At 67.3% G+C, this 24,899-nt stretch carries 21 protein-coding genes and 1 tRNA gene; 7 read left to right on the top strand and 15 right to left on the bottom strand.

From position 1 onward, the window contains the following. Positions 1 to 6: 6 nt before the first annotated feature. The 3 genes from Q0263_RS02690 to Q0263_RS02680 are packed head-to-tail and all read right to left on the bottom strand — an operon-like array spanning position 7 to position 2,938. Positions 7 to 1,308 (bottom strand): GTP-binding protein, encoded by a 1,302-nt coding sequence (locus Q0263_RS02690; protein WP_298013084.1) that lies wholly within the window; start codon positions 1,306 to 1,308, stop codon positions 7 to 9. Then, positions 1,308 to 2,225 (bottom strand): sulfate adenylyltransferase subunit CysD, encoded by a 918-nt coding sequence (gene cysD / locus Q0263_RS02685; RefSeq protein ID WP_298013082.1) that lies wholly within the window; start codon positions 2,223 to 2,225, stop codon positions 1,308 to 1,310. Before cysD ends, Q0263_RS02690 begins: the two co-directional genes overlap by 1 nt. Then, entirely contained in the window at positions 2,222 to 2,938 is a 717-nt protein-coding gene (locus tag Q0263_RS02680) for a phosphoadenylyl-sulfate reductase (RefSeq protein WP_298013080.1), read from the bottom strand. The genes cysD and Q0263_RS02680 overlap by 4 nt, the downstream gene beginning before the upstream one ends. Positions 2,939 to 3,203: 265 nt before the next feature. Here Q0263_RS02680 and Q0263_RS02675 point away from each other — a divergent pair, with 265 nt between their 5' ends. Continuing rightward, positions 3,204 to 4,493, top strand: coding sequence for a Glu/Leu/Phe/Val dehydrogenase (locus Q0263_RS02675; RefSeq protein ID WP_298013078.1), 1,290 nt, complete (start codon positions 3,204 to 3,206; stop codon positions 4,491 to 4,493). Beyond that, positions 4,493 to 5,467: an asparaginase gene (locus Q0263_RS02670; protein ID WP_298013077.1), complete on the top strand. Its 975-nt coding sequence runs from the start codon at positions 4,493 to 4,495 to the stop codon at positions 5,465 to 5,467. Before Q0263_RS02675 ends, Q0263_RS02670 begins: the two co-directional genes overlap by 1 nt. A gap of 77 nt (positions 5,468 to 5,544) precedes the next feature. Here Q0263_RS02670 and tdh read toward each other — a convergent pair whose 3' ends face one another. Together tdh and Q0263_RS02660 are read right to left on the bottom strand one after the other, a co-directional pair. Beyond that, positions 5,545 to 6,585: an L-threonine 3-dehydrogenase gene (gene tdh, locus Q0263_RS02665; RefSeq protein WP_298013075.1), complete on the bottom strand. Its 1,041-nt coding sequence runs from the start codon at positions 6,583 to 6,585 to the stop codon at positions 5,545 to 5,547. 70 nt (positions 6,586 to 6,655) lie between these two features. Further along, the gene (locus tag Q0263_RS02660; protein WP_298013073.1) at positions 6,656 to 7,864 is read right to left on the bottom strand and encodes a glycine C-acetyltransferase; all 1,209 of its coding nucleotides are present in this window, start codon (positions 7,862 to 7,864) and stop codon (positions 6,656 to 6,658) included. A 250-nt stretch (positions 7,865 to 8,114) separates the two neighbouring features. Here Q0263_RS02660 and Q0263_RS02655 point away from each other — a divergent pair, with 250 nt between their 5' ends. Beyond that, complete coding sequence (locus Q0263_RS02655) at positions 8,115 to 10,613, top strand: EAL domain-containing protein (protein WP_298013071.1); 2,499 nt, start codon at positions 8,115 to 8,117, stop codon at positions 10,611 to 10,613. Here the strand turns inward: Q0263_RS02655 and Q0263_RS02650 are convergent. Next, complete coding sequence (locus tag Q0263_RS02650) at positions 10,598 to 12,019, bottom strand: MFS transporter (RefSeq protein ID WP_298013069.1); 1,422 nt, start codon at positions 12,017 to 12,019, stop codon at positions 10,598 to 10,600. The two genes, Q0263_RS02655 and Q0263_RS02650, sit on opposite strands and share 16 nt — an antisense overlap. A gap of 100 nt (positions 12,020 to 12,119) precedes the next feature. Between Q0263_RS02650 and Q0263_RS02645 the strand changes: the two genes are divergently transcribed. Then, entirely contained in the window at positions 12,120 to 12,845 is a 726-nt protein-coding gene (locus Q0263_RS02645) for a winged helix-turn-helix domain-containing protein (RefSeq protein WP_298013067.1), read from the top strand. 68 nt (positions 12,846 to 12,913) lie between these two features. Here the strand turns inward: Q0263_RS02645 and Q0263_RS02640 are convergent, their stop codons facing one another. The 3 genes from Q0263_RS02640 to Q0263_RS02630 all read right to left on the bottom strand — a co-directional run bounded on the left by Q0263_RS02640 (position 12,914) and on the right by Q0263_RS02630 (position 16,484). Then, positions 12,914 to 14,659 carry a TRAP transporter large permease subunit gene (locus tag Q0263_RS02640; RefSeq protein ID WP_298013065.1) on the bottom strand — a complete coding sequence of 582 codons (1,746 nt, stop codon included), beginning with the start codon at positions 14,657 to 14,659 and terminating at the stop codon, positions 12,914 to 12,916. Positions 14,660 to 14,661: 2 nt separating this feature from the next. Further along, positions 14,662 to 15,273 (bottom strand): TRAP transporter small permease subunit, encoded by a 612-nt coding sequence (locus Q0263_RS02635; RefSeq protein ID WP_298013064.1) that lies wholly within the window; start codon positions 15,271 to 15,273, stop codon positions 14,662 to 14,664. 122 nt (positions 15,274 to 15,395) lie between these two features. After that, positions 15,396 to 16,484 (bottom strand): TRAP transporter substrate-binding protein, encoded by a 1,089-nt coding sequence (locus tag Q0263_RS02630; protein ID WP_298013062.1) that lies wholly within the window; start codon positions 16,482 to 16,484, stop codon positions 15,396 to 15,398. Positions 16,485 to 16,742: 258 nt separating this feature from the next. Between Q0263_RS02630 and Q0263_RS02625 the strand changes: the two genes are divergently transcribed. Both Q0263_RS02625 and Q0263_RS02620 read left to right on the top strand, forming a co-directional pair. After that, positions 16,743 to 17,936 carry an MFS transporter gene (locus tag Q0263_RS02625; protein WP_298013061.1) on the top strand — a complete coding sequence of 398 codons (1,194 nt, stop codon included), beginning with the start codon at positions 16,743 to 16,745 and terminating at the stop codon, positions 17,934 to 17,936. Further along, positions 17,933 to 19,159 (top strand): MFS transporter, encoded by a 1,227-nt coding sequence (locus Q0263_RS02620; RefSeq protein WP_298013059.1) that lies wholly within the window; start codon positions 17,933 to 17,935, stop codon positions 19,157 to 19,159. The genes Q0263_RS02625 and Q0263_RS02620 overlap by 4 nt, the downstream gene beginning before the upstream one ends. Positions 19,160 to 19,162: 3 nt before the next feature. On the opposite strand, the gene Q0263_RS02615 is transcribed toward Q0263_RS02620, so the two are convergent. The 6 genes from Q0263_RS02615 to hemA form a co-directional block, all read right to left on the bottom strand. Beyond that, positions 19,163 to 20,383 carry an HD-GYP domain-containing protein gene (locus Q0263_RS02615; RefSeq protein WP_298013057.1) on the bottom strand — a complete coding sequence of 407 codons (1,221 nt, stop codon included), beginning with the start codon at positions 20,381 to 20,383 and terminating at the stop codon, positions 19,163 to 19,165. 31 nt (positions 20,384 to 20,414) lie between these two features. After that, the gene (locus tag Q0263_RS02610) at positions 20,415 to 21,023 is read right to left on the bottom strand and encodes a UbiX family flavin prenyltransferase (RefSeq protein WP_298013055.1); all 609 of its coding nucleotides are present in this window, start codon (positions 21,021 to 21,023) and stop codon (positions 20,415 to 20,417) included. Beyond that, on the bottom strand, positions 21,016 to 21,360 hold the full coding sequence (grxD, locus tag Q0263_RS02605; RefSeq protein WP_298013053.1) for a Grx4 family monothiol glutaredoxin: 345 nt from the start codon (positions 21,358 to 21,360) through the stop codon (positions 21,016 to 21,018). Before grxD ends, Q0263_RS02610 begins: the two co-directional genes overlap by 8 nt. A 17-nt stretch (positions 21,361 to 21,377) precedes the next feature. Beyond that, positions 21,378 to 22,199, bottom strand: coding sequence for a peptide chain release factor N(5)-glutamine methyltransferase (prmC, locus tag Q0263_RS02600; protein WP_298013051.1), 822 nt, complete (start codon positions 22,197 to 22,199; stop codon positions 21,378 to 21,380). Positions 22,200 to 22,217: 18 nt separating this feature from the next. Continuing rightward, positions 22,218 to 23,297, bottom strand: coding sequence for a peptide chain release factor 1 (prfA, locus tag Q0263_RS02595; protein WP_298013049.1), 1,080 nt, complete (start codon positions 23,295 to 23,297; stop codon positions 22,218 to 22,220). Between the two features lie 83 nt (positions 23,298 to 23,380). Next, positions 23,381 to 24,658 carry a glutamyl-tRNA reductase gene (gene hemA / locus Q0263_RS02590; RefSeq protein WP_298013047.1) on the bottom strand — a complete coding sequence of 426 codons (1,278 nt, stop codon included), beginning with the start codon at positions 24,656 to 24,658 and terminating at the stop codon, positions 23,381 to 23,383. Between the two features lie 119 nt (positions 24,659 to 24,777). Here hemA and Q0263_RS02585 point away from each other — a divergent pair. Continuing rightward, positions 24,778 to 24,853, top strand: a tRNA-Phe gene (locus tag Q0263_RS02585). Positions 24,854 to 24,899 lie beyond the last annotated feature (46 nt).

Genomic DNA, 24,899 nt, shown 5'->3' with positions numbered 1-24,899 from the left:
CCGCGATCACCCCAGGCGCACCAGCCCGGCGGCCGCCGTCTGGTTCGTGGCGGTGTCGATCAGGATGAACGACCCCGTCGCCCGCTGCGTTTCATAGTCATCCAGCGCCAGGGCGTCGCGGGTCCGCAGGCGGACCCGGCCGATGTCGTTCATGGCCAGGGTGCCGTTCCACTCCACCGCGCGCAATTCATGGATGTCGCGCCGGGTCTGCACCGCCTGGATCCGGGCCTGGGTCAGGCGGCTGCCCAGCTTCAGCCAGTACAGGCGGGCGGGATTCAGGGCCTGCTGGTCCAGCCAGCACAGGTCCGCGTCGAAATCCTGCCGCAGCGCGGGCTGCGCATGGCCGTCGACCAGCAGGTCGCCGCGCGACACGTCGATGTCCCGATCCAGCACCACGGTGATGCTGTCCCCCGGCCGGGCTTCATCCAGTTCCCGGTCGCCGCGCAACAGGCGCGCGATGGTCGCCGGTTCCTGGCTGGGCAGAACCCGCACGGTGTCGCCCACCCGCCAGGCGCCGCCCTGCAGCTGGCCGGCATAGCCCCGGAAAGCATTGGGACCGCTGCCCTGATGGCGGATCACCCACTGCACGAAAAAGCGCGCCTGGCCGTTGCCCTGATGCGGGTCCAGCGGCAGGCTTTCCAGCAGCGGCAAGAGCGGCAGGCCGCGATACCAGGGCGCCAGGCCGCTGGGCTGGACGACGTTGTCGCCCGACAGGGCCGACAGGGGCACGATATGGAAACGGGGGATCTCCAGCCGCGCGGCCAGGTCCTGGTAGGCGGCGTGGATGCGGTCGAACACCGCCTTGTCCCAGTTCACCAGATCCATCTTGTTCACGGCCACGATGATGTGCTGCAGGCCCAGCAGGCGCGCCAGGGTGCTGTGCCGCTTGGTCTGCGGCAGCAGTTCGCCGTCGGCCACGCGGCTGGCGTCGATCAGGATGATGGCGGCATCCGCCGTCGAAGCCCCCGTGACCATGTTGCGCGTGTACTGTTCGTGTCCGGGCGCGTCCGCCACGATGAACTTGCGCGCCGGGGTGGCGAAATAGCGGTAGGCGACGTCGATGGTGATGCCCTGCTCGCGCTCGGCTTCCAGGCCGTCGGTCAGCAGGGCCAGGTCGTATTGCGCGTCCGGCGCCCGGGTGTACTTGGACCCGGCGATGGCCTGCAGCTGATCGGCGAACACGCCCTTGCTGTCCAGCAGCAGGCGCCCGATCAGCGTGGATTTGCCATCGTCCACGGACCCCGCCGTGATCAGGCGCAGCACCCCGGTTTCAGGGTCGGCCGGCCATTGTTCATTGATTGCGTTCATCAGAAATATCCTTGTTTCTTGCGCCGTTCCATCGATGCTTCGGAGGTCTGGTCGTCCATGCGCGTGGCGCCGCGCTCGGTCAGGGTGGCGACGGCCGTCTCGGCGATGATGTCGGCCGGCGTGGCGGCGTCGGAGGCCACCGGGCAGGTGCAGGACACGTCGCCCACGGTGCGGAAGCGCACGGTCAGGCGCTCGCCCCGCTCGCCTTCGCGCGGCGGCGTCAGCGGGGTCACGGGGACCAGCAGGCCCTGGCGGCGCACGACCTCGCGTTCATGCGCGTAATACAGGGACGGCAGGTCCAGCCCTTCGCGTTCGATGTATTGCCAGACGTCCAGTTCCGTCCAGTTGGAAATGGGGAACACGCGGATGTTCTCGCCGGGGTGGACGCGCGTGTTGTACAGGTTCCAGAGTTCGGGGCGCTGGGCCTTGGGATCCCACTGGCCGAACTCGTCTCGGAAGGAACAGATGCGCTCTTTGGCGCGGGCTTTTTCCTCATCGCGCCGGGCGCCGCCGATGCAGGCGTCGAAGCCGAATTCCGCGATGGCTTCCAGCAGCGTCGTGGCCTGGGCGGCATTGCGCGAATCCGTGGCGTGGCGCAGCACCACCGTGCCCCGGGCGATGGAGTCCTCGACCCCGCGCACGATCAGTTCCTCCCCCAGTTCCGCCACGCGGCGATCCCGGAATTCGATGACTTCGGGGAAGTTGTGCCCGGTGTCGATGTGCATCAGGGGAAAGGGGAAGCGCCCCGGCCGGAAGGCCTTTTCCGCCAGCCGCAGCAGCACGCAGGAATCCTTGCCCCCGGAAAACAGCAGCACGGGCCGGGCGCATTCGGCGGCCACTTCGCGCAGGATGTGGATGGCTTCGGATTCCAGCCAGTCCAGGTGGGTACGGGTCGAGGAAGCAATCGCAGTCGTCATGATGAAGTTTCTCTAAGATTGGAGGCATGCAGGCCGCATTCGCGGCTGTCGCGCTGTTCCCACCACCAGCGGCCGGCGCGGGGGTCTTCGCCCGGGCGCACGGCGCGGGTACAGGGCTCGCAGCCGATGGACGGATAGCCTCGGTCATGCAGGGGGTTGTAGGGAATGTCCAGCGCCCGCACGACGGCCCAGACCTCGTCGGTCGTCCAGGCCGCCAGCGGGTTGTATTTCCGCAGCCCGAAGGTCTCGTCCCGCTGCGACTCGGGCAGGTCCGTGCGGGTCACGGACTGTTCGCGGCGCTGCCCGGTGATCCAGGCCGAACGCCCCGCCAGCGCCCGGCGCAAGGGTTCGACCTTGCGGATGCCGCAGCATTCCTTGCGCAGCGCGACGCTGTCGTAGAAGGCGAATTCCCCATGCGCCGCCACGTGGGCCCGCACGGCGGCGGGATCGGGATGCATGACCCGCACCTCGATGCCGTAGCGATCCCGGATCACGTCCACCATGCCGAGGGTCTGCGCATGCAGCCGCCCTGTATCCAGCATGAAGACTCCCAGGGGCCGCGGCAGCTGCGCCAGGGCATGGATCAGCAGCGTGTCCTCCACCCCCATGGACGAGGCCAGGACGGCGTCGGGATGGTCCGCCGCGATCGTCTCCAGGCGGGCCAGCAAGGCTTGCCAACGAAGCAGGAGCGGATCGGTCAGGGCGGCGGGCACGGCATGTCTCCATCAGGATGGGGGGCGTCGCGAAAACAGGCGGCGACGCCCCGCGACGAAAAACAGTGTGCCCGCGCGGGCGCCGCAACGGAACGAACAAATCGTTGATTCCATATAACCCTGGAAGCGCCGCAACCGGCGCGGCGGGACCGCCCGCCGCCGCATATGATGATCTTCCCTGACTCCACAGATGCGCGGGGCCGCACTAAAATGGTGCCGGTTGTATGTCCTTGTCATTTCTGAATTCATCAAAAGGCTGCACATCATGGCTGAACCGCATTCCCACCCCTTGCCCTCGTATCTGGACCCTGCTCATCCGGGGCCCTGGGGGATCTACCTGGAGCAGGTCGACCGGGTGACTCCGTACCTGGGCAACCTGGCCCGATGGGTTGAAACCCTGAAGCGCCCCAAGCGCATCCTGGTCGTGGACGTGCCCATCGAACTGGACAACGGCACCGTGGCCCACTTCGAAGGCTATCGGGTGCAGCACAACACGTCGCGCGGGCCGGGCAAGGGCGGCGTGCGCTTCCACCAGGACGTCACGCTGTCCGAAGTCATGGCCCTGTCGGCCTGGATGTCGGTGAAATCCGCCGCCGTCAACCTCCCCTTCGGCGGGGCCAAGGGCGGCATCCGCATCGATCCGCGCCAGCATTCCCAATCCGAACTCGAACGCATCACGCGCCGCTACACCAGCGAAATCCACGACATCATCGGGCCCAGCAAGGACATCCCCGCGCCGGACGTCAACACGAACGGCCAGGTCATGGCCTGGATGATGGACACGTATTCCATGAACGAGGGCTGCACCACGACCGGCGTGGTGACGGGCAAACCCGTCTCGCTGGGCGGCAGCCTGGGCCGCGTCGAGGCCACCGGGCGCGGCGTCTACGTGATCGCCTGCGAAGCCGCGCGCGAATCGGGCATCGACATCAAAGGCGCGCGCGTCGCCATCCAGGGCTTCGGCAATGTGGGCGGCACGGCGGCGCGGCTGTTCCACGAAGCCGGCGCCCTGGTCGTCGCCGTGTACGACCACACCGGCATCGTCTACGACGAACGCGGCCTGAACGTCCCCGGCCTGATCGACCACGTGCACGAAACGGGCGGCGTGGGCGGCGCCGCCGGAACCCAGTCGCTCAGCCCCAAGGAATTCTGGTCGCTGGAAACCGACATCCTGATCCCGGCCGCCCTGGAAGGCCAGATCACGCATGAAAACGCCGACCTGATCCACACCCGCATCCTGGTCGAAGGCGCCAACGGCCCGACCACCCCCGAAGCCGACGACATCATCTCGGCCAAGGGCACGGTCATCGTGCCCGACGTGGTCGCCAACGCCGGCGGGGTCACGGTCAGCTACTTCGAATGGGTGCAGGACTTCTCCAGCTTCTTCTGGACGGAACAGGAAATCAATCACCGCCTGGAAGCCATGATGCGCTCGGCCTACAGCGCCATGTCCGGCGTGGCCCGCCAGCACGGCGTGTCGCTGCGCACGGCGGCCTTCATCGTGGCCTGCACGCGCATCCTCGAAGCCCGCCAGGTGCGCGGCCTCTACCCCTGATGCGCCGCCGCCTGCTGCTGATCGGCACGGGCGGCACGATCGCCGCCACGGCCGACGCCCACCGGCTGACCGACTACCAGGTCACGGAAGGCATAGACTCCATGCTGGCCGCCATTCCCGGGGCCGGCGATCTGGCCGCCATCCGCTGCGAACAGCCGTTCAACGTGGACAGCCGGGCGCTGCGCACCGCGCAGGTGCTGCAGCTGGCCCGGCGCGTGTCGCAGGCCGTCCAGGACGACACGGTGGACGGCATCGTCATCACGCACGGCACCGACAGCCTGGAAGAAACCGCCTTCCTGCTGCACCTGACCGTGCGCACGCCGAAACCCGTGGTGCTGACAGGGGCCATGCGTCCCGCCTCGGCCCCCAGCGCCGACGGCCCCCTGAACCTGATCAACGCCCTGCTGACGGCCCGCGATCCGGCCAGCGAGGGGCGCGGCGTCCTGATCGCCATGAACGATCTCATCCTGGCGGCCCGCCAGGCGGCCAAGGGCCACACCACCCGGGTGGACGCCTTCGGCGGCGACGGCGTGGGCGTCCTGGGGTCGGTCTGCGACGGGCAGGTCCGCTACCGGCAGCGCCCCGATCCGCTGACGGCGCCCGCGCTGCCCCTGGCGGGCCTGCGGTCGCTGCCTCTCGTGGACATCATCCAGGATTACCAGGATGCCCCGCCGCACCCCTATCAGGCCGCCATCCAGGCCGGAGCCCGGGGCATCGTGGTGGCGGGCATGGGCAACGGCAGCCTCAGCCAGGCGGCCGAGCGCGGCTGCGCCCAGGCGCGCCGCAAAGGGCTGATCTGCGTCCGGGCCAGCCACGTGCCGCGCGGCCCGGTCACGGCCAAGGCGTCCGACGCCGATTCAGGCCTGCTGGCCTCGCACGAACTGAATCCGCTGCAGGCCCGCATCGCGCTGCGCCTGGCGCTGGCGCACGGCTGGGACCGAGACGCGATCGGGGCGTTGTTGCGGCAGCTGTAGAAAGACGCCGTGGCATCTCTCCACCTCGCCGCTTGCAGGCGGCTCGGATGAATCAGGCGTGAAATAGCCCGCAGGGGCTAATTCGCGTCCTGATTCATCCAGTCCAGGACGACCTTGCCGCTCTGCCCCGACAGCATGGCATCGAAGCCCTGGCGGTACTCCGCAACCGGGAAGCTGTGCGTCAGGATGGGAGACAGATCCAGCCCGCTTTGCAGCATCGCCACCATCTTGTACCAGGTCTCGAACATCTGCCGGCCATAGATGCCCTTGATTTCCAGGCCCTTGAAGATGATCTGGCTCCAGGCCGCGCCCACCCCGTCGGGCAGGATGCCCAGCATGGCGATCTTGCCGCCATGGTTCATCTGTTCGAGCATGGTGGCGAACGCGCTGGGCACGCCCGACATTTCCAGACCGACGTCGAAGCCTTCGGCCATGCCCAGTTCGCGCATCACGTCGCGCAGATCTTCCCGCGCGACGTTCACGGTGCGGCTGGCCCCCATGCGGGCCGCCAGGTCCAGGCGGTAATCGTTCACGTCGGTGATGACGACGTTGCGGGCCCCCACGTGGCGGGCGATGGCGGCCGCCATGGCGCCGATCGGCCCGGCGCCGGTGATCAGCACGTCCTCGCCCACCAGATCGAAGGCCAGCGCGGTATGCGTGGCATTGCCATACGGGTCGAAGATGGCGGCCAGGTCGTCGGAGACATCGTCCGGGATGCGAAAGGCGTTGAAGGCCGGAATCGCCAGATAGTCGGCGAAAGCCCCCGGCCGGTTGACCCCCACGCCCTGGGTGTTGCGGCACAGGTGGCGGCGACCCGCCCGGCAGTTGCGGCAATGCCCGCAGGTGATGTGGCCTTCGCCGGACACCCGGTCGCCGATCTTGAACCCCTGCACTTCCTGGCCGATCTCGACGATCTCGCCCACGTATTCGTGGCCCACGTGCATGGGCACGGGAATGGTGCGGGCCGCCCATTCGTCCCATTTCCAGATGTGGATGTCGGTTCCGCAGATCGCGGTCTTGCGGATGCGGATCAGGATGTCGTTGTGGCCGATCGCGGGTTTGGGCACGTCCACCAGTTCCAGCCCTGCGGCAGGCTGGGTCTTGGCCAAGGCTCTCATGGAAGCTCCGATAGAAGGAAAGTGAAAGGCAGGCCGCGCGCGGCCTGCCGGATCTGTTCCGGCGATGCCGTCAGGCCCGCCCGATGACGCCCAGTTCGCGGCCGACGCGGGCGAACGCGTCCACCGCCCGGTCGATGTCCGCCAGCGAATGCGCCGCGCTCATCTGGGTCCGGATGCGGGCCTTGCCCTTGGGCACCACGGGGAAGGAGAAACCGATCACGTAGATGCCCTGCTCCAGCAGAGCGTCGGCCATGCGGCCGGCCAGCGCGGCATCCCCGAGCATGACGGGAATGATCGGATGCCGCCCCGGCACCAGGGTGAAGCCCAGCGCTTCCATGGCCTGGCGGAAATGCCGGCCATTGCGATGCACCTGCGCCCGCAGCCGGTCGCCCTCGGCGTCCTGCAGCAGGGCCAGCACCCGGCGAGACGCGGCCACGATGGCGGGCGCCAGGGTATTGGAAAACAGATAGGGGCGCGAACGCTGGCGCAGCAGATCGACGACGACGGGATCGGCGGCCACGTAGCCGCCCGAGGCGCCGCCCAGGGCCTTGCCGAGCGTGCCGGTCAGGATGTGCACCCTGCCCTGCACGCCGCAGTATTCGGGCGTGCCCCGCCCCCCGTCGCCCATGAAGCCCACCGCGTGGGAATCATCGACCATGACCAGCGCGTCGAATTCGTCGGCCAGGTCGCAGATGGCGGGCAGGTCCGCGATGATGCCGTCCATGGAAAACACGCCGTCGGTGGCGATCATCACGTGGCGCGCGCCGCCGTCGCGGGCGGCCTGCAGCTGGGCGCGCAGATCGGCCATGTCGTTGTTGGCATAGCGATAGCGGCGGGCCTTGCACAGGCGGATGCCATCGATGATGCTGGCATGATTCAGGGCGTCGCTGACGATGGCGTCCTGTTCGTCCAGCAGGGCCTCGAACAGGCCGCCATTGGCGTCGAAGCAGCTGGAATACAGGATCGCGTCGCCCATGCCCAGCCAATGGGCCAGTTCGGATTCCAGCGCCTTGTGCCCGGACTGGGTGCCGCAGATGAACCGCACCGACGCCATGCCGAAGCCATCGGCCGCCAGCCCCGCCTGCGCGGACTGGATCAGGCGGGAATCGTTGGCCAGGCCCAGGTAATTGTTGGCGCAGAAATTCAGGACCTGGGCGCCGTCCGCCAGCTCGATCCGCGCCGCCTGCTGGCTGGCGATGACGCGTTCTGATTTATAGAAGCCGTCGGATTGCAGCTGCCCGATCCGGGCCCGCGCATCGGCAAGGAATGCCTGGGACATGATTCACCTTTTGGGGGAATGTCGGAAACCTGGCTGGGATTGTACGCCGAGCCCCGGCTTGTCGGACAATCGACGAAACTGTTGACAATCTGACGGCCAGTGCGTGACATTGCCCTGCAACGCGACGCCCTATGATTGCAACATCTGTTCTATATTCAACGCTATGCGCCTGCATGCACGCACGATTCTTGCAATTTTCCGGCTGGCCCTGACATGCTGCCTGGGTCTGGCCGCCGCACGGGCGCAGGCTTTGACCCTGAAAGTCGGCATCTATGACCAGAAGCCCGACGTGTACATCGGCGCCGACGGCCAGCCCGCGGGCATCCTGGGCGAACTGCTGGTCGAGATCGCGCGCCGCGAAGGCTGGACCTTGCAGACCCAGGCCTGCACCTGGGAAGCCTGCATGCGCCTGCTGTCCAGCCGCCAGATCGACCTGCTGCCCGACGTGTACTACACCCCGGAACGCGCCCTGGCATTCGGCATGCACCATGTGCCGGCCCTGCACAGCTGGTCGCAGATCTACGCGCTGCCCTCCAGCGGCCTGCAGTCGATCACCGACCTGAAGGGCCGCTCCGTGGCGGCGCTGGCCGGTTCCACTCAGCAGGACTACCTGCGCACCACGCTCGACGGCCTGGGCATCGACGCCCAGATCGTCCCCGTCCAGCGGCTGGAGGAAGGCTTCCAGATGGTCAGCCGGCATCAGGCGGACGCCGTCGCCGCCGATTTCTACATCGGCGAACTCACCGCGCGCGACTACAACCTGGCGGCCACTGCGATCGTCTTCCAGCCCACCCAGGCCTTCTTCGCCACGCCGAAGGGCGAACACCCGGCCGTGCTGGCCGCCATCGATCGCTACCTGGGCGTCTGGCAGGCCGACCCGAATTCCTTTTACTTCCGCACGCTGGATCACTGGCGCACCCCGCCCGCCCGGTCCGCCCTGAGCGACAACGCCGTCTGGATCGTCGCGGGCCTGGCGGGCCTGCTCGCCCTGGTGCTCTGCATCATCCTGGGGATGAAGGTCCGGATGAGCCGCCAGCGCCGCCGCCTGCAATCGAGCGAACGGCGGCTGGACGCCATCCTGGACAGCGTCGACGCCATCGTCAGCATCAAGGACCCGAACGGGCGCTACATCTTCGCCAACCACAAACTGGAAGAATTCCTGGGCGTCGGCCCGGGCGACATCGTCGGCCGGCGCGATGCGGACTTCATCACGGACCCCCAGTCCCTGATGTCGATCGAACAGAGCGACCAGCTCATCATGAACTCCCGGGAACGCAGCGTCATCCAGCAGACGCTGAAGCGCCCCGACAGCGACGACGCCCGCACCCTGCTGACCATGAAGGCGCCGCTGCACACCCCCGATGGCGGCATCGAAGCCATCTGCGTCGTCGCCACCGACATCACCGAACGCCTGCTGGCCGAGAAAACAGCCCATCGCCTGACCTTCTACGACAGCCTGACCAACCTGCCCAACCGGCGCATGGCGCTGGAACGGCTGACGCAGCTGATCGAGCATGCGCAGCAGGAACACGGCCACGGCGCCCTGCTGCAGATCGACCTGGACAACTTCAAGAAGATCAACGATATCCAGGGCTACCGGGTCGGCGATCAGGTTCTGTCGGCCATCGCCGAACGGCTGGCCCACATGACGCGGGAACGCGATCTGGTGGCCCATACCAGCGCCGACGAATTTGCGGTGCTGATCGACGGCCTGGGGCCGGAACAGCACGACGCGGCCCGCACCGCCATGCACATCGCCGAGAAACTGCGGCTGGCGATTTCAGGCAGCGCCCTGACCATCCAGGGCACTCCGGCCTTCGTCACCGCCAGCATCGGCCTGACGCTGATCCACGCCGCCAGCCAAACGACCGACCGCGTGATGCGCGAAGCCGACATGGCCACTCAGCGCGCCAAGGAACAGGGCGGCAACCAGGCCACCTTCTACGAGCAGGAACTGCAGTCGGAAGTCGAACAGCGCCTGTGGCTGGAACACGATCTGCTGCAGGCCATCAACACCCCGCAGCTGTCGCTGCACCTGCAGCCCCAGTTCGGCCAGGACGGCCGCGTGTCGGGCGGCGAGCTGCTGGCCCGCTGGCGCCATCCGCGCCATGGCGCCATCTCGCCCGCGCTGTTCATCCCGATCGCCGAAGAATCCGGCCTGATCAACCTGCTGGGGGCCTGGACGCTGAGCGTGGCCTGCGACACGCTGCTGACGCTGCAGGCCCTGGGGGAAACCTATCCGCTGTCGATCAACGTCAGCCCCAAGCGCCTGATGGATCCGCAGTTCGTGGACTACGTGCGCGACATGCTGGAACAAAAGGGCCTGCCCGGCAACCGCCTGATCTTCGAAGTCACCGAAGGCGTCCTGATCCAGGACATCCAGGCGGTCGCCCGCCGCATGCAGGCCCTGGCCCGGCTGGGGATCCGCTTTTCCATCGACGATTTCGGCACCGGCTATTCCAACCTCGCGTACCTCAAGCGCCTGCCCCTGTACGAGCTGAAGATCGACAAGAGCCTGATCCAGGACCTGCCCCACGACACCGACAGCATCGCCATCGTGCAGATGATCCTGGCCATGGCCGACCAATTGAACCTGCGCGTCGTGGCCGAAGGCGTGGAAACCGAGGAGCAGTCCCGCTTCCTGTTCCAGCACGACTGCCACGCCCTGCAGGGCTTCCTGCTGGCCCGCCCCATGCCCATCGACGCCTGGATCGGCATCGTGCGCGAACGCGGTCAGGCGGCTGAATAGTCGTCATGCCCGCGCGGCGCGGGCATGACGAGCCAGGCATAGGCGGCGCAGCCGATCTGCACCGCGCCGCCCATCAGCATCGCGATGCGCAGGCCGTCGGCTCCGCCCCCGGCCGCGTCGAAGATGGCGCCCAGCGCCGCCACGCCAAAGGCCGCCCCCGCCATGCGGGCGACGTTGATCAGCGCACTGGCCGTTCCCGCCCGCTCGGCGATCACGGCGCCCACGGCCGAACCCATCAACGGCCCCGTGGCCAGCCCCATGCCGACGCCAGTCAGCGCCAGGCCGGCCTCCTGCGCGATGATCGACGACCGATGCGCCTCGACGCCGATGAGCGCGAGTCCGGCGCCGATGAGCGCGACGCCGCCGGCTGAGACGATGCGCGCGCCATATCGCTCGGCCAGCGCGCCGGAACAGGGTGAAACGGCAAGGAACACCAGTGCCATCGGCATCAAGGCGAGGCCCGTCTCCAAAGCGCTGAGCCGGCCGGCGCCCTGCCAGGCAAGCGGGAGCAGAAACAGCACGCCATACATGCCGAAGGTCATGCCCGCCGTCGCCGTCATCGCGCCACGGAAAGTCCGGGAGCGGAAGACGTCCAGCGGCACCAGGGCGGCCGCTCCGCGGCGCGCTTCCACGCGGGCGAACAGCAACAGCGCCAGGGACGCGGCGGCAAAGGCGGCCGCTGCCACGGTCGGCGCCCGATGCGCTTGAATGGCCGCCAGGACCATGCCGCCGAGCGCCAGGGCGCCCAACAGCTGCGCCGCGCCATCGAAACGGCGCCCCTGCGGATCGGAGGATTCGGGAATGGACACGAGAGCCAGGATGGCCGCCGCCGCGCTGAACGGCACGGCGACGAGAAAGATGCTCCGCCAGCCGGCATGTTCGATCAGCACGCCGCCCAGCGTCGGGCCGATTGCCATGGCCAGGCCGTTGCAAGCCGCCCAGAGGCCCAGGACCCGGCCCCGCTCGGCCGGATCGCGCCAGACCACGCGAATGATGGCCAGCGAAGCGGGTACGAGCAAAGCCGCTCCGAACCCTGACAGCGCCCGGCCGCCGACCAGGATCGCCACCGATGGCGCGGCCGCGCACAGCAGCGACGAAGCCGTGAAAATGACGGCCCCGATCACGAAAACGAGGCGCCGCCCGCACAGATCCGCCAGCAGGCCGCCCGTCAGCAGCAGCACGGCATAGACGAGGTTGTAGCCGTCCAGCACCCATTGCAGGGCGCCCATGCCCGCGCCAAGGTCGCCGTCGATGCGGTGCATCGCCAGATTCACCACGGCGGTGTCGACCTGGGCCACCAGCACGGCCAGGCACAGCGCCGCCAGCGCACGGCCATGCCGGCGCTTCGATGCGGAGGCGTCCGGCGTTGAACTATCGCTGTGGCGGATGAATGGTTTCGGCTGCATGAGTCCAGCGTACCAAGGGCGTCCGATCCAATGATTCGACGACCAACGAACCATGAGGACGCGGCATGAGTTAGTATTTTCCTCGTATGGAGAGATCGCCATGTCCACCTTTTCCAACGTCTCGAAAACCGCCTTTCTGATCGCCGACTCCAGCCGCGCGGCCATGCTCATGGCGCTGATCGACGGGCGCGCGCTGCCGGCGGGCGAATTGGCCCGCGCTTCGGGCGTGACGGCGCAAACCGCCAGCGCGCACCTGGCCAAGCTCCTGGACGGCGGCCTTATCTCGGTGGAAACCGAGGGCCGGCACCGCTATTACCGGCTCGCGGACGGACACGTGGCCCAGACCCTGGAGCATCTCGCAGCCATCGGGCCGATCGCCAAAGCGCGGCCGATGGCGCTCAGCCCCCGGCACCGGCAGCTTGCCTTCTGCCGGTGCTGTTACGACCATCTGGCCGGACAGGTGGGCGTGGCCATGGCGCGCGCCATGCAGGACCGCGATTACATCCGCCGGGCGGACGACAAGCAGTTCATCGTGACCGCCGCAGGGGTGCGCTGGCTGAGCAGCATCGGCCTGGACATCGCAACGGTCGCGCCGAGCCGGCGCGGACTGGCCCGGCAATGCCTGGACTGGACGGAGCGCACCCATCACCTGGCGGGCCCGCTCGGGACCCGGTTGATGGCGACCCTGTGCGAGCAGGGCTGGCTTCGGCGGTCCGATTCGACCCGCGCCATCGCCGTCACCCCAAAAGGATGGCTTGGATTCCAGCGATCCCTGGGCATCACGAAAGAAAGAGTCGCCGAGCTCGCGCAGCCCACAGCCAAATAAAAATGCCCCGCCCCGGAATCCCGGGACGGGGCATGGCATGACGCCGGCGCAAGCCGGCGCGCTGCCGATTACTTGAACATATTGTTGTAGTCCTGATCGGACGGCGTCGACGGCGCGGCGTCGGACGGAGCGTCGCCGCCCGCCGAACCGCCGCCATAGGCGCCGGCGGCATCGCCGTAGCCCCCGCCCCCGTAGCCGCCGAAATTGCCGGGATCGATCTTGATGTCCTCGATGTTGATCTGGGGCCGATCCGCCTTGTAGTGCGTCACCATGCCCGGATAGGCCAGCACGGCCACCACCATGATGATCTGGATGACGATGAAGGGCAGCGACCCCCAGTAGATCTGGCCCGTCGTGACCTTGGCGATCAGCTTGCCCGTGACCTTGTCCTTGTAGTCTTCCTTGGGCGCCACGGATCTCAGGTAGAACAGCGCGAAGCCGAAGGGCGGGTGCATGAAGGACGTCTGCATGTTCACGGCCAGCAGGACGCCCAGCCAGATCAGGTCGATGCCCATCTTGTCGGCCACCGGCCCGATCAGCGGCACGATGATGAAGGCCAACTCGAAGAAGTCCAGGAAGAACGCCAGGGCGAAGGTCAGCAGGCTGACGACGATCAGGAAGCCCATCTGCCCGCCCGGCAGGCCGGTCAGCAGGTGTTCCACCCACAGGTCGCCGTTGACGCCGCGGAACGTCAGGCTGAACACCGACGAGCCGATCAGGATGAACACCACGAAGCAGGTCAGCGTGGTGGTGGTGTCCATGGCCTGGCGCAGCAGCTTCAGGTTCAGCCGGCGCTTGATCACGGCCATGATCAGGGCGCCCACCGCCCCCATGGCCCCGCCTTCGGTGGGGGTGGCCACGCCGATGAAGATCGTGCCCAGCACCAGGAAGATCAGCGCCAGCGGCGGGATCATGACGAAGGTGACGCGTTCGGCGATCTTCGACAACAGGCCCAGGCGCAGGACCTTGTTCAGGACCGCCATGACGAAGGCCGCCGCGCCCCACAGCAGGATGCTGGTGACGATCAGTTCGTCCACGTGGGCCTGATCGTCCAGCAGGAACTCGACCCCGCCGACGGCGACGGCGACGGACAAGGCCATCAGCACCAGCAGGGAAGGCACGCCGTGGCCGCCATTGGGTTCCACGAAAGTGCGGGCCTCGGGCGGAATGGCCGGCGCCGACTTGGGCCGGAACATCGCCATGGCCACCACGTACAGGACGTACAGGCCGGTCAGGGCGAAGCCCGGCAGGAAGGCGCCTTTGTACATGTCGCCGATGGACCGCCCCAACTGGTCGGCCAGCACGATCAGCACCAGCGACGGCGGAATGATCTGCGACAGGGTGCCCGATGCGGCGATCACGCCCGTTGCCAGGCGCCTGTCGTAGCCATAGCGCAGCATGATGGGCAGGGAGATCAGACCCATGGAAATCACCGAGGCCGACACCACGCCGGTGGTCGCCGCCAGCATGGCTCCCACCAGAATGACCGCGATCGCCAGACCGCCGCGCAGCGGGCCGAACAGCTGACCCACGGTTTCCAGCAGGTCCTCGGCCATGCCGGAACGTTCCAGGATCAGCCCCATGAAGGTGAAGAAGGGCACGGCCAGCAGGGACTCGTTGGACATGACCCCGAACACGCGTTGCGGCAGAGCCTGGAACAAGGCCGGCGACAGCAGGCCGAGATCGATGCCGATCAGGCCGAACAGGATGCCGTTGGCCGCCAGGGAGAAGGCGACGGGAAAACCCAGCAACAGCAAGATGACCAGCATGCCGAACATGATCGGCGCCATATAGGCAAGAAACAAAGCTTCCATGATCAGCGCTCCTCGTGCGAGGCGGCCTCGCGCTGTTCAGCTTCCCGGGCGATCTCGTCGGCCAGTTCCTCTTCCGCTGATTTGCCGGGGTGCGTATCCCGGGGATCGGGGCACAGTCCGGCCAGACAACCGACGCATTTGATGAGGTGCGACACGCCGGCCGCCACCAGCAGGGCGAAGCCGATGGGAATCAGGAACTTCGCCGGCCAGCGGATCAGGCCGCCGGCATTGGAGGACTGTTCCAGGTTCACGAACGAGTCCATGAAGAACGGCCAGGACAGCCACATGATCAGGCCGGCCATGGGCAGCAGGAAGAACAGGATCCCGAAGATCTCGATGCAGAGCTGGGTCCGGCGGGAGAGGTGGGACGCCAGCACGTCGACGCGGACGTGTTCGTTTTTCAAGAGGGTATAGCCGGCGGCCAGCAGGAAAACGCCGCCAAACAGATACCACTGCAATTCGAGCCAGGCATTGGAACTGAGGTTGAAGACCTTGCGTACCGTCGCGTTGGTGGCGCTGACGAGCACGGCAAGCAGGATCAACCAGGTCACGGCCTGGCCCACGCGGCGATTGACGGCGTCAATCACCCGTGACAGGGCTAGGAGTGCATTCATGGTGAAAACCAATCAAAAAATGAGAGAACCCCGGACACGCAGAAGCCCCCGCAAGCGGGGGCTGATGCACGGACCGGCGATGCGGGCCAGCCGAAAACGGCTGGCGCAAGGCGCGCAAGCGATTATTTCGCTGCCGTGGCCATGTACTGGTCGAAGCTGCCTTCGGCGATCCGGAACCAGGGAATTTCGTGGTCGCGGAAGCCCATGTAGGCGTCGTGGATCTTCTTGAAGTTGGGATCCTTGGCCGAGAGTTCGGCGTAGGTGTCCTTGGCGGCCTTGTAGCAGGCGTCCATGACGGGCTTGGGGAAGGCCCGCAGCTTGGCGCCTTCGCCGATCAGGCGCTTCAGGGCGTTGGGGTTCTCGGCGTCGTAGGTGGCGATCATGGTGTTGGTCGCCAGCGCGGACGCCTGGTCCAGCACGGCCTGATAGTGCTTGGGCAGGGCCTCGTATTTGTCCTTGTTCACGTACAGGGACACCTGCAGCGTGCCTTCCCACCAGCCCGGGAAGTAGTAGTACGGCGCGACCCGATGGAAGCCCATCTTCTCGTCATCGTAGGGGCCGATCCATTCGGCGGCGTCGATGGTGCCCTTTTCCAGCGAGGGATAGATGTCGCCGCCCGCGATCTGCTGCGGGACGACGCCCAGCTTCATCAGCACGGCGCCGGCGAAGGCGGCCGTGCGGAATTTCAGGCCCTTCAGGTCTTCGACGGTCTTGATTTCCTTGCGGAACCAGCCGCCCATCTGGGTGCCCGTGTAGCCGCAGGGGAAATTGACGATGTTGAACTTGGCGAACAGGTCGCGCAGGACCTTCAGGCCGCCGCCATGGCGCACCCAGGCGTTGTACTGGCGCGTGTTCAGGCCGAAAGGCACGGCGCCGTCGAAGCACAGGGCCGGATCCTTGCCGAAGTAATAGTAGGACGCGGTATGGCCGCATTCGACGGTGCCGTTCTGCACGCCATCGAGCACGCCCAGCGCCGGCAGGATTTCACCGCCGGGGAAGGCGCGGATCTGGAATTTCCCGCCCGTTGCTTCGGACACGAATTTTGCGACGTTTTCACCGCCGGAGTAGATGGCATCCGCACTGCGCGGAAAACTGGAAGCCAGGCGCCACTGGAGGGTGGGCGCATCCTGGGCGAAGACGGGAGCGGCGAGGGTGGTGCCGCCGGCGGCCACGCCAAAGGCGGCCTTCTTGAGGAAGGAACGACGTTGCATGAGAGAGAGCCCCTATGAGTTGATGGTAAACCCGGATTTTTGTACTGTTTTGTAAACAGCGAGAGCGCGCGAATTGTCTCGTGAACACCACAACGGCGCAATCAGTAATAACGCTTACTGGGTTCGGGAACCGAATCTGCCGGCAACCCGCAGCCAGGGCGGACGGCCCGCAATTTCCTTGCGCGGCGCGGGTTCGCGCGCCGCAGGACGGACGGCCGTATGCGACAATAGTCAATTGACCCTTTGACGTCCCATCGCGTGTCAGCCTCTCCAGAATCCTTCAGCCTGCGCCAGATCGCCCTGCCGGCCTTTGGTCCTTCCCTGCTGTTCGGCATGGGCGAAGGGGCCATCTTCCCGGTGCTCGCCCTCAGCGCCCGCGAACTGGGCGCCAGTTCGGCCGGAGCCGGCCTGATCGTCGCCCTGGTGGGCATCGGATCGCTCCTGGCCAACCTGCCGGCCGCCGCCCTGGCCACCCGATACGGCGAACGCCGGGCCATGGTGGGAGCCGCGGCGGTCAGCCTGCTCGGCCTGGCGCTCTGTCTGCTGGCGCCCAACCCCTGGATCTTCGGCGCCGGCGTCCTGATGATCGGCGTCTCCAGCGCCGTCTTCCTGCTGGCCCGCCAGGCCTTCCTGATCGAGGCCGTTCCCCTGCACATGCGCGCCCGCGCCATGTCGACCCTGGGCGGCGTCATGCGCATCGGCCTGTTCATCGGCCCGTTCGCGGGGGCCGCCTTCATTCATCTGATGGGCCTGCAAGGCGCCTATTGGCTGTCCGTGCTGGCCATGCTCGGGGCCGGCGCCGTCTCGCTGGCCATCCCCGACCTGGAACCCCGCGCCGCACCGGGCGCCGCCGCGACCCCGCCCCCGCTCAGCATGAAGGCCATGATGCGCCGGCATGCCCGGGTGCTCCTGACGCTGGGCGTCGCCACCGCGCTGGTCTCGGCGTTGCGGGCCTGCCGGCAGATCGTCATCCCGCTGTGGGCCGACCACATCGGCCTGGACGCCGCGACCACGGCTCTGGTCTATGGCCTGATGGGCGGCGTGGACATGCTGCTGTTCTACCCCGCCGGCAAGGTCATGGACCAGCACGGCCGCCTGTGGGTGGCCCTGCCCTGCATGCTGGTCATGGGGCTCAGCCTGCTGGCCATGCCCTGGACGACCGGCTTCGTCAGCCTGCTGGCGGTCTGCATCGTCCTGGGATTCGGCAACGGCATCGGCTCGGGCATCATCATGACCATCGGGGCCGATGCCTCGCCCCGCGAAGGCCGCACCGTCTTTCTGGGCCTCTGGCGCCAGATCACCGATCTGGGCGGCAGCGGCGGTCCCCTGCTGCTGTCGGGGCTGACCGCCGTGGCATCCCTGGCCACCGGCATCACGGCCATCGGCGGCATCGGCCTGGTCGCGGCCTGGATGTTCTGGCGCTGGCTGCCCCGAGGCCGGGTTGTCCGATGAGCGCTCCCCCGCCCCCCATCGACCGCGCCGGCCCGCGACCCGTCGACACGGGCATGCGGGCCGCCTTCTTTCTGGTGCTGACCGGCATCTGCGCCGCCCTGCACATCTGGAAACTGCCCCCCGCCCTGCCGCAGCTGCAGGCGCAGTTTCAACTGAGCCTGGTGCAATCCGGCTTTCTCCTGTCCGTGGTACAGATGGGCGGCATGGCGCTGGGCCTGCCGATCGGCCTGGTGGCCGAGCGCATCGGCCTGCGCCGCTGCATCCTGATCGGGCTGGCCACGCTGGCGGCGGCATCCGCCCTGGGCGCCTGGCTGGATTCCGCCGCCGCAGTCCTGCTGTGCCGCGCCGTGGAGGGCTGCGGCTTCCTGATGGTCGCCATGCCGGTGCCGTCCCTGATCCGCCGGCTGATCCCGCCGGAAAGCCTCAGCCGGGTCATGGGGCTCTGGGGCTGCTACATGCCGCTGGGCACGGTCATCATCCTGCTGTCGGGGTCCTGGGTGCTGAGCCTGGGCGACTGGCGGCTGCTGTGGCTGCTGCTGGCCGTCCTGACGCTGGGCTGCCTGCTGCTGACGCTGACGATCGTGCCGCCGGACCCCGCGCGGGGCGACCAGCCCCACCCCGCCACGCTGACGCTGGTGAGCGCGACCCTGAGGTCGCAGAACGTCTGGCTGGTCGCCCTGACCTTCGGCGCCTACGCCAGCCAGTGGATCGCCGTCATCGGGTTCCTGCCGACGATCTATATCGCGGCGGGCATCACCGGCACCACGGCCGGCCTGCTGACGGCCATCGTCGCCGGGGTCAACGCCATCGGCAACCTGGCGGCCGGACGCCTGCTGCACCGCGGCGTCCGGGCCTGGCATCTACTGGCGCTGGGCCTGGGGACCATGATCCTGTGCGCCTACGCCGCCTTCGGCGCCCAATTGCCGGCCACGGCGCAATTCCTGGCGGTGCTGACCTTTTCCCTGGTGGGCGGCCTGGTGCCGGCCACCCTGTTCGTGCTGGCCCTGACCCTGGCGCCCAGCCCTCAAACCACGTCGACCACCATCGGCTGGATGCAGCAATGTTCGTCCCTGGGGCAGTTCGTCGGCCCCCCGCTGGTCGCCTGGGTCGTCAATCAGGCGGGCGGAGACTGGCGATGGACCTGGGTGGCGACCAGCGCCCTGGCGCTCTTCGGAATCGGCCTGGCCGTCCAGATCGGGCGGCGGACGCGGGGCGCCGGCTAGCCTCTAATCGACCACCGGCGGCACGGGCAGGCCGGACTGCGCCCAATCCACCGGCGCGCGCACCGGCAGCACGGCGCTGCCGCAATCGGGTTCGGCCAGATTCACCCGGCGTTCGGGAATCGCATGCGCCCAGCGGATGGAATAGAAGACCTTGACCACCGGCTGCTCGGGCAAGTCGCGGTTCTGCGCCACCACCAGGCCCAGTTCGCTATTGATCAGGCTGATGATGGATCCCACCGGATAACGGCCGACGGTGCGCACGAAAGCCCCCAGCACGTCCATGTCGAACTGGCCTTCGGATTTCAGCATCTTGAACAGGGTGAATGCGGGATCCCAGCCCTTGCGGTAAGGGCGGCTGGACGTCATTTCATCGTAGTAGTTGCAGATGGCGGCCATGCGCGAGAGCAGGCCGATCTGCTTGCCGGCCAACTGGTCCGGAAAGCCCTTGCCGTCCATGCGTTCGTGGTGGTGCAGGCAGACTTCGACGACTTCGGAGGGAATGGACGAGTCGGCCCGCAGCACCGCCGCGCCCGCGGCGGGATGCTGATGCAGGAGTTCCTGGGGCGGCTGGATCGGACGGCCGATCTTGCCCGGGGCTTCGGCGGGCTCGCGGACCTTGCCGATGTCGTGCAGCAGGCCGGCCATCCCCGCCAGATGCACGTGCTCGTCGGCCAGCCGCATGGTGCGGGCCAGGGAAGTCATCAGCGCCGCCACCGACACGGAATGCGCATACAGATACTGGTCCGCCTTCTTGATGCGGGCCAGGCTGGTCAGGGCGTCGGGGTGACCGTCCAGGGAGTCGGCCATGTCCTGCACCAGCCCGTGGACCTGCTGCAAATCGATCTTGCTGCCCAGTTCGGCTTCGGCAAACAGCTGCTTGACCTGCTCCCGCGAGCCGTCCAGGATTTCCCGGGCATCGTCGAAAGCCTGCTGTTCGCTGGAGGCGGCTGCCCGCGCCGGCGCATGATGCCGCGTCGCGGCGCCCGCGGCCGCGGGCGCATGGTCGGGATGGCTGGGCGCGCCCTGCGCCGTCTCCCGGACGTCCACGCCGCGATCCGTATCGATCAGCACCCATTCCAGGCGGGATTTCTGCAATTTCTGCAGCTTGCGATCGTTGGCGATCAGGAAGCTGGATCGCCAGAAGGAATGGTCCAGAAAAGACCCCCCCAGATCCTGAACATACATGCCCACGCACAACTGGGAAACAGGAACTTTTTTGATCATTGCGGATGTCGGGAAGGGGATGAACGGCCTGTCAAAGTGTATCCGAAGACCGCCCGGCGGGTCCCTCCGGGGTATCCATGCCTTCCCAGCGCGGGCCGGGGACGTGGATGTCGAACAGATCCAGCACCCGGCACACCGTATGATCGATCATCTCGTCCAGGCTGGCGGGCCGCATGTAGAAGGCGGGCAGCGGCGGAAAGATCACCCCGCCCATTTCCGTCACGGCGGTCATGTTGCGCAGATGCGCCAGATTGAAGGGGGTCTCGCGCACCATCAGCACCAGGCGGCGGCGTTCCTTCAGGGTGACGTCGGCGGCCCGGGTGATCAGGTTGTCGGACAGGCCGTGAGCCACGGCCGCCAGGGTGCGCATGGAGCACGGCGCCACCACCATGCCCGTCGTGGCGAAGCTGCCGCTGGCCAGGGTGGCGCCCACGTCGCGCGGGCTGTAGACCCGATCCGCCAGCGCATGGACCGCCTGGCGGCTCATGCCCAATTCATGGCGGATGTTCAGCGCCCCCGACGGGGAAACGACCAGATGGGTTTCGACATCCTGGCCGCGGGCCAGTTCGAGCAGGCGAATGGCGTACTGCGCGCCCGTCGCCCCGCTGATGCCGACCACCAGCCGGCGTCTGTCAGTCACCGATCGCCCCGGCGTCCTTCAGCAGGGTGGCCAGTTCGCCGCTGGCGTGCATTTCATTCATGATGTCGGTGCCGCCGACGAATTCGCCCTGGACGTAGAGCTGGGGGATGGTGGGCCAATTGGCGTAGTCCTTGACGCCCTGGCGGACTTCGGCGTCTTCCAGGACGTTGACCGTGACCAGCTTGGTGACGCCGACTTCCTTCAGGATCTGGATGGCGCGCCCGGAAAACCCGCACTGCGGGAACTGCGCCGTGCCCTTCATGAACAGCACGACAGGATGGCTGGTGACGGTTTCGCGGATGAAATTCTGGACTTCGGATTGCACGGTATCGGTCATGGTGATCTCTTTAAAATTCAGGCCGGCAGGCGGCCCCAGGTGACGCGTTCGATGCCGGCCAGGTCCCGCAGGCTGACGGCATCGGAAAACCCCGAGGACTGGAACAGGCCCCGCACGGCGGCGGCCTGATCCCAGCCATGTTCCACGCACAAGGCCCCGCCGGGCCGCAGATGGCCCGCCGCCCCCTGCACGATGCAGCGCAGGGCGCCCAGGCCATCGGCCCCATCGGTCAGCGCCCCCTGCGGTTCGAACCGCAGGTCGCCCTGGGCCAGGTGGATGTCTTGTGAGTCGATATAGGGAGGATTCGAGACGATCAAGTCATAACGCCCCGAATCCAACTGGGTATCGTACCAATTCCCAAGGGAAAACAATAGCGTTGCCCCTAAGGCGCGTGCGTTCATTTCCGCCACGGCCAGCGCCTCCGGGCTGCAGTCGGTGGCCCGCACCCGGGCGTCGGGGCGATCCAGGGCGATGGACACCGCGACGATGCCGCTGCCGGTGCCCAGGTCCAGCACCCGGGGGGCCTGCAAACCGGCGATGGCCCGCAGGCCGCATTCCACCAGCGCCTCGGTATCCGGCCGGGGAATCAGCACAGCGGGGGTGACCTGGAAATCCCGTCCCCAGAATTCCCGCCGCCCCAGGATGTAGGCCATGGGCTCGCCCGCCAGGCGGCGGGCTTCCAGCGCCCGGTAGGCGGCTTCGTGCGCCGCGTCCAGCGCATCGGTGTCGTGCGTGATGAGCCAGGCGCGGGAGACCCCCAGCACCTGCCGCCACAACATCTGGGACTCCAGGCGCGGCAAGAGGCTGTTCGCCAGGCTGTCCCGCAAGGTATGGGCCATGGTCCGCGTCCCGCCGGCCTAGTCCAGCGCCAGGGAGGCCAGCTGTTCGGCCTGGTGCTCGGCCAGCAGGGCGTTGGTGACTTCGTCCAGATCGCCGTCCATCACCTGGGCCAGCTTGTACAGCGTCAGATTGATGCGGTGGTCCGTCACCCGCCCCTGGGGAAAATTGTAGGTGCGGATGCGCTCGGACCGGTCGCCCGACCCCACCAGGCTCTTGCGCTGCGCGGCCTCGCGGGCATGGATTTCCTGCTGCTGGCGGTCTTTCAGGCGCGCCGCCAGCACCTGCATGGCCTTGTCCTTGTTGCGGTGCTGCGAACGGTCGTCCTGGCATTCCACCACCAGGCCGGTGGGCAGGTGGGTGATCCGCACGGCGGAATCGGTCTTGTTGATGTGCTGCCCGCCCGCGCCGCTGGCGCGAAAGGTGTCGATGCGCAGGTCGTTGGCATTGATCTGGATGTCCGACTGGGCATCGGCCTCCGGCATCACCGCAACGGTGCAGGCCGAGGTGTGCACCCGCCCCTGGGATTCGGTTTCCGGCACGCGCTGCACCCGGTGCGCCCCGGACTCGAACTTCAGCTGGCCGTACACGCCGTCGCCTTCAATGTGGGCGATGACTTCCTTGTAACCGCCCAGTTCGGCGGCGCTCTCGGACATCAGTTCCACCCGCCAGCCCCGGATTTCCGCGTAGCGCGTGTACATGCGCAGCAAGTCGCCCGCGAACAGGGCGCTTTCGTCGCCGCCCGTCCCGGCGCGGACTTCCAGAAAGACGCTGCGGTCATCGTCCGGGTCCTTGGGCAGCAGCAGGATCTGCAGATCGGCTTCCAATTGCTCGATGCGCTCGTCCGCCCCCGCCAGTTCCTCTTCCGCCAGGGTCTTCATGTCCGGATCGGACAGCATCTCGCGGGCCGCGTCCCGGTCGGCGCAGGCCCGTTCCCAGGATCCGAACGCCTGCACCACGGGGTCCAGTTCGGCACGTTCCCGCGTGAGCTTGCGAAAGCGGTCCATGTCGTCGGCGCTGTCGGGCTCCGCCAGCATGGCATCGATCTCGGCCAAGCGGTGGCTGAGCTGTTCCAGGCGGCTGCGCATCGAGCTTTTCATGACGTGGATTCCGGAGGATTATGCGAGGGACGCGATCCGGGGCGCGGGCCGCCGGATCGGAAGACGAGAAAGGGAAAGAGCCGCTACCGGCGGCGGGCGCCGGATTCGGGCAGCAGGCGCGGCAGCAGCGTCAGCAGCTGGTCGCGTTCCGCGCCTTCGCTGCGATTGAGCGCCGCCAGGGGGCCGTGCATGTATTTGTGCGTCAGGCTGTAGGCCAGCTGTTCCAGCACGGCCTGCGGGTCGTCGCCGCGCGCCAGCAGGCGCCGGGCGCGGTCCAGTTCGGCCTGGCGCAGAGCGTCGGCGTTCTGCTGGTAGTCGATGATGGCCGGCACGATGGCGCGGTTGGACAGCCAGTGCATGAAATGCTGCACGCGGGCTTCGATGATGGCTTCGGCCTGCACCACGGCGGCCCGCCGGGCATCGGTGCCCGACTGCACCATGCGCCCCAGGTCGTCCACGGTATAGAGGTAGACGTCCGCCAGGCGGCTGATTTCCGGTTCGATGTCGCGCGGCACGGCCAGATCGATCATCACCATGGGGCGATGGCGGCGCGTGCGGGCGGCCGTTTCCACCATCCCCAGACCGAGGATGGGCAAGGATGAGGCCGTACAGGAGACGACCACGTCGTATTCGGCCAGATGATCCGGCAAGGCGGACAATTTCAGCGTGCGGGCGTCGAATTGCGCGGCCAGCAGTTCCGCCCGTTCGACGGTGCGGTTGGCCACCGCCATCTGGCGGGGTTGCGCCGCCGCGAAGTGGGTCGCACAGAGTTCGATCATTTCGCCCGCGCCGATGAACAGCACGTTCGCACAGGACAGGTCGCCCAGCACGCGTTCGGCTAGGCGCACGGCGGCGGCCGCCATGGACACCGAATGGGCGCCGATCGCGGTCTGCGAGCGGACTTCCTTGGCGACCGAGAACGTGCGCTGGAACAACTGATGCAGCAAGGTGCCCAGCGTGCCCGCCTGTTCGGCGGCCCGCACGGCGTCCTTCATCTGCCCCAGGATCTGCGGTTCGCCCAGCACCATGGAATCCAGCCCGCTGGCCACGCGAAACGCGTGCCGCACGGCGTCGTTGTGCTGGTATTCATACAGATGCGGCGTCAGCTGGCCGGCTTCCAGGCGATTGAATTCCGCCAGCCAGGCCGGCAGCTTCGCCTGCACGCCCGGATCGGCCGCACAGTAGATTTCCGTGCGATTACAGGTGGACAGGATCGCGGCTTCGCGCACCGAGGAGCCGAACGCGGTCCGCAGCGCCGACAGCGCGGGCTTGAGCAATTCGATCGGAAACGACACCCGTTCGCGCACGGAAACCGGCGCGGAAACGTGGTTCAAGCCAAAGGTTAGGACGTCAACGGACATGCCGCAGAGAGATTTACAGATGGAGACTTTCGTATTATAGGTCGCGAAGCGGGTATTGGGGCGTTTTCCGGCCGGGCGGTCTGCGCACGGTCAAAAATTCGTGTATGATTCGACGTCTTGGCCCGGTAGCTCAGTCGGTAGAGCAGAGGATTGAAAATCCTTGTGTCGGTGGTTCGATTCCGCCCCGGGCCACCATCCCCTCTTCCCATCTGGTTTCATCGCATCCCATTTTCTCTAAGAA

This window comes from uncultured Castellaniella sp. (genome assembly GCF_937988725.1).
In the GTDB taxonomy this organism is placed as follows: domain Bacteria; phylum Pseudomonadota; class Gammaproteobacteria; order Burkholderiales; family Burkholderiaceae_B; genus Castellaniella.
The sequence above is the reverse complement of the archived record's forward strand: the minus strand, read 5'-3'. Positions and strand labels throughout refer to the sequence as shown.

Bases quoted from the DNA above. Each gene is read 5' to 3' on its own strand.
- Q0263_RS02690 (WP_298013084.1), bottom strand. From the start codon at position 1,308: ATGAACGCAATCAATGAACAATGGCCGGCCGACCCTGAAACCGGGGTG.
- cysD (WP_298013082.1), bottom strand. From the start codon at position 2,225: ATGACGACTGCGATTGCTTCCTCGACCCGTACCCACCTGGACTGGCTG.
- Q0263_RS02675 (WP_298013078.1), top strand. From the start codon at position 3,204: ATGGCTGAACCGCATTCCCACCCCTTGCCCTCGTATCTGGACCCTGCT.
- Q0263_RS02670 (WP_298013077.1), top strand. From the start codon at position 4,493: ATGCGCCGCCGCCTGCTGCTGATCGGCACGGGCGGCACGATCGCCGCC.
- tdh (WP_298013075.1), bottom strand. From the start codon at position 6,585: ATGAGAGCCTTGGCCAAGACCCAGCCTGCCGCAGGGCTGGAACTGGTG.
- Q0263_RS02660 (WP_298013073.1), bottom strand. From the start codon at position 7,864: ATGTCCCAGGCATTCCTTGCCGATGCGCGGGCCCGGATCGGGCAGCTG.
- Q0263_RS02650 (WP_298013069.1), bottom strand. From the start codon at position 12,019: ATGCAGCCGAAACCATTCATCCGCCACAGCGATAGTTCAACGCCGGAC.
- Q0263_RS02645 (WP_298013067.1), top strand. From the start codon at position 12,120: ATGTCCACCTTTTCCAACGTCTCGAAAACCGCCTTTCTGATCGCCGAC.
- Q0263_RS02640 (WP_298013065.1), bottom strand. From the start codon at position 14,659: ATGGAAGCTTTGTTTCTTGCCTATATGGCGCCGATCATGTTCGGCATG.
- Q0263_RS02635 (WP_298013064.1), bottom strand. From the start codon at position 15,273: ATGAATGCACTCCTAGCCCTGTCACGGGTGATTGACGCCGTCAATCGC.
- Q0263_RS02630 (WP_298013062.1), bottom strand. From the start codon at position 16,484: ATGCAACGTCGTTCCTTCCTCAAGAAGGCCGCCTTTGGCGTGGCCGCC.
- Q0263_RS02620 (WP_298013059.1), top strand. From the start codon at position 17,933: ATGAGCGCTCCCCCGCCCCCCATCGACCGCGCCGGCCCGCGACCCGTC.
- Q0263_RS02615 (WP_298013057.1), bottom strand. From the start codon at position 20,383: ATGATCAAAAAAGTTCCTGTTTCCCAGTTGTGCGTGGGCATGTATGTT.
- grxD (WP_298013053.1), bottom strand. From the start codon at position 21,360: ATGACCGATACCGTGCAATCCGAAGTCCAGAATTTCATCCGCGAAACC.
- prmC (WP_298013051.1), bottom strand. From the start codon at position 22,199: ATGGCCCATACCTTGCGGGACAGCCTGGCGAACAGCCTCTTGCCGCGC.
- prfA (WP_298013049.1), bottom strand. From the start codon at position 23,297: ATGAAAAGCTCGATGCGCAGCCGCCTGGAACAGCTCAGCCACCGCTTG.
- hemA (WP_298013047.1), bottom strand. From the start codon at position 24,658: ATGTCCGTTGACGTCCTAACCTTTGGCTTGAACCACGTTTCCGCGCCG.